Origin of the sequence: Ligilactobacillus hayakitensis DSM 18933 = JCM 14209 (genome assembly GCF_000615845.1) — a bacterium.
In the GTDB taxonomy this organism is placed as follows: Bacteria; Bacillota; Bacilli; order Lactobacillales; family Lactobacillaceae; genus Ligilactobacillus; species Ligilactobacillus hayakitensis.
In genome coordinates this window covers 1-1,555 of sequence record NZ_BAML01000065.1, presented here as the reverse complement: position 1 = coordinate 1,555, position 1,555 = coordinate 1, and the positions used below count along the sequence as shown (strand labels likewise).

The window sequence follows — 1,555 nt, the reverse complement described above, 5'->3', positions numbered from 1 at the left end:
AAGAGTAATAAATTTGGATATACAAGACAATATCATATTTCTTTAAGTTATCAACAAATAGAATTGTACGAAAAAGCAATAAAAACACAAAATGAGTTATATCAATTTGCGTTGAAGTACTTATATAAGACCTATGGTCGTAAACATATTGGAAGACCGTTGCCTTTTGGACAAGGAATAAACTATCTTAATAATAAAATTAAGGCAATGTTTATTAAAGAAAAATACGACTTAAAACGTTGGAATGTTAAGAAACTAGGATTATCTTCTCACGCTGCCGACGAGTTTTTGAAAACAATTTTTACTAATTTTTCTCAATATCGTAAGAGATTAGAACAAGCAGGGCAAATGTCAGATGTTGAAAAATATAATCTCAGAATGAATGTTACTAAAGATAAAAATGGGAAACACAAAAATCCTAAACATCGTTCATGGTATCGTAAAGGTTCAATGAGTTTTCTACGGAATAATAACACATTTAGGACAATCACTTCACAAAAATTACCTAATGGCAATACAAAATTGGTTTCACCACACCATTTAAATGTAGCCGATTTTGGAAAAATAATAGTATTTGAGAATTTAAAGAACATTAATTTTGAAGAGATAGCTTTAACTAAGATTAAAAGGTTGCCAGATAACACATTTAGACTACAAATAACTTTTACTCGTGAAAAGCAACGCATTTCTCAAAATAAAGTTGTTGGTGCAGATTGGAACATGTTTAAAAATGAAGTATTTAGAACTTCTGAAAATAAAATAATAGCAATACCTAAGGATATTGTGAAAAAAGCTAATGAATTAGAAGTAGAAAAAGATAAATTTAAATCTTTAAGAGATAGAGAATACAACAAGCGTGGTAAAACTGCTTTATGGCAAAAAGTATCAACGTAAACAAGCAAAATTAAGTGCTAAAAGAGCTAATATTTTAACTGAAACATATAGAGAATTAGCACATGAATTAGTCGATGGCTTCGATACTATTATCATTGAAAAAATAGATGCTTTTGAGATGAGAAAACGTAGTTCGTCAATGAATAAAGCACAAAATACAGGTAAGAATAAGAGATTAGCTTTAATCAAACCTTATGAATTATCAAAGATTATAGAGTCGTTAGTAAACAAGCAAAATAAAACTCTTATTAAAGTAGATCCTTATAAAACTAGTCAAGTAGAATATGGAACTGAATATGAAGAAAAGCACGAGTTAAGAGAGACTAATAAAGATGGTAAACGCATATATGTTTCAGCATATACTGGTAAAGAAGTAGATAGAGATTATAACGCAGCTTTAAACATTAAGGAATGGGGATTACACCCAGAAAAACATGTAAAATTAAGAGATTATACTAAATTAAAAGCAAGTAACTTGGTGGAAATAATTTAAAAAAAACGAAGTTTTTTAGGAAACGGAAACAAATCCTACCGAACTAATAGCACAAAATTATGCGTATCACCCTGAGCGAGTCAAAACGGGTGCGATAATTAGTGAATATTATATATTTAGTATAGTGGCGGTATTTCCAGTCATTATAACTAGGTTCGGAGCGTGTAT

General features: G+C 29.5%; 1 protein-coding gene and 1 pseudogene. Both read left to right on the top strand.

Annotated elements, in window-relative coordinates; translation table 11 throughout:
• Positions 1-894, top strand: a pseudogene (locus JCM14209_RS10330) (RNA-guided endonuclease TnpB family protein); the annotation flags it as partial.
• The gene (locus JCM14209_RS10325; protein WP_225349702.1) at positions 857-1,387 is read left to right on the top strand and encodes a zinc ribbon domain-containing protein; all 531 of its coding nucleotides are present in this window, start codon (positions 857-859) and stop codon (positions 1,385-1,387) included. The pseudogene JCM14209_RS10330 and the gene JCM14209_RS10325, both read left to right, overlap by 38 nt.
• Positions 1,388-1,555 lie beyond the last annotated feature (168 nt).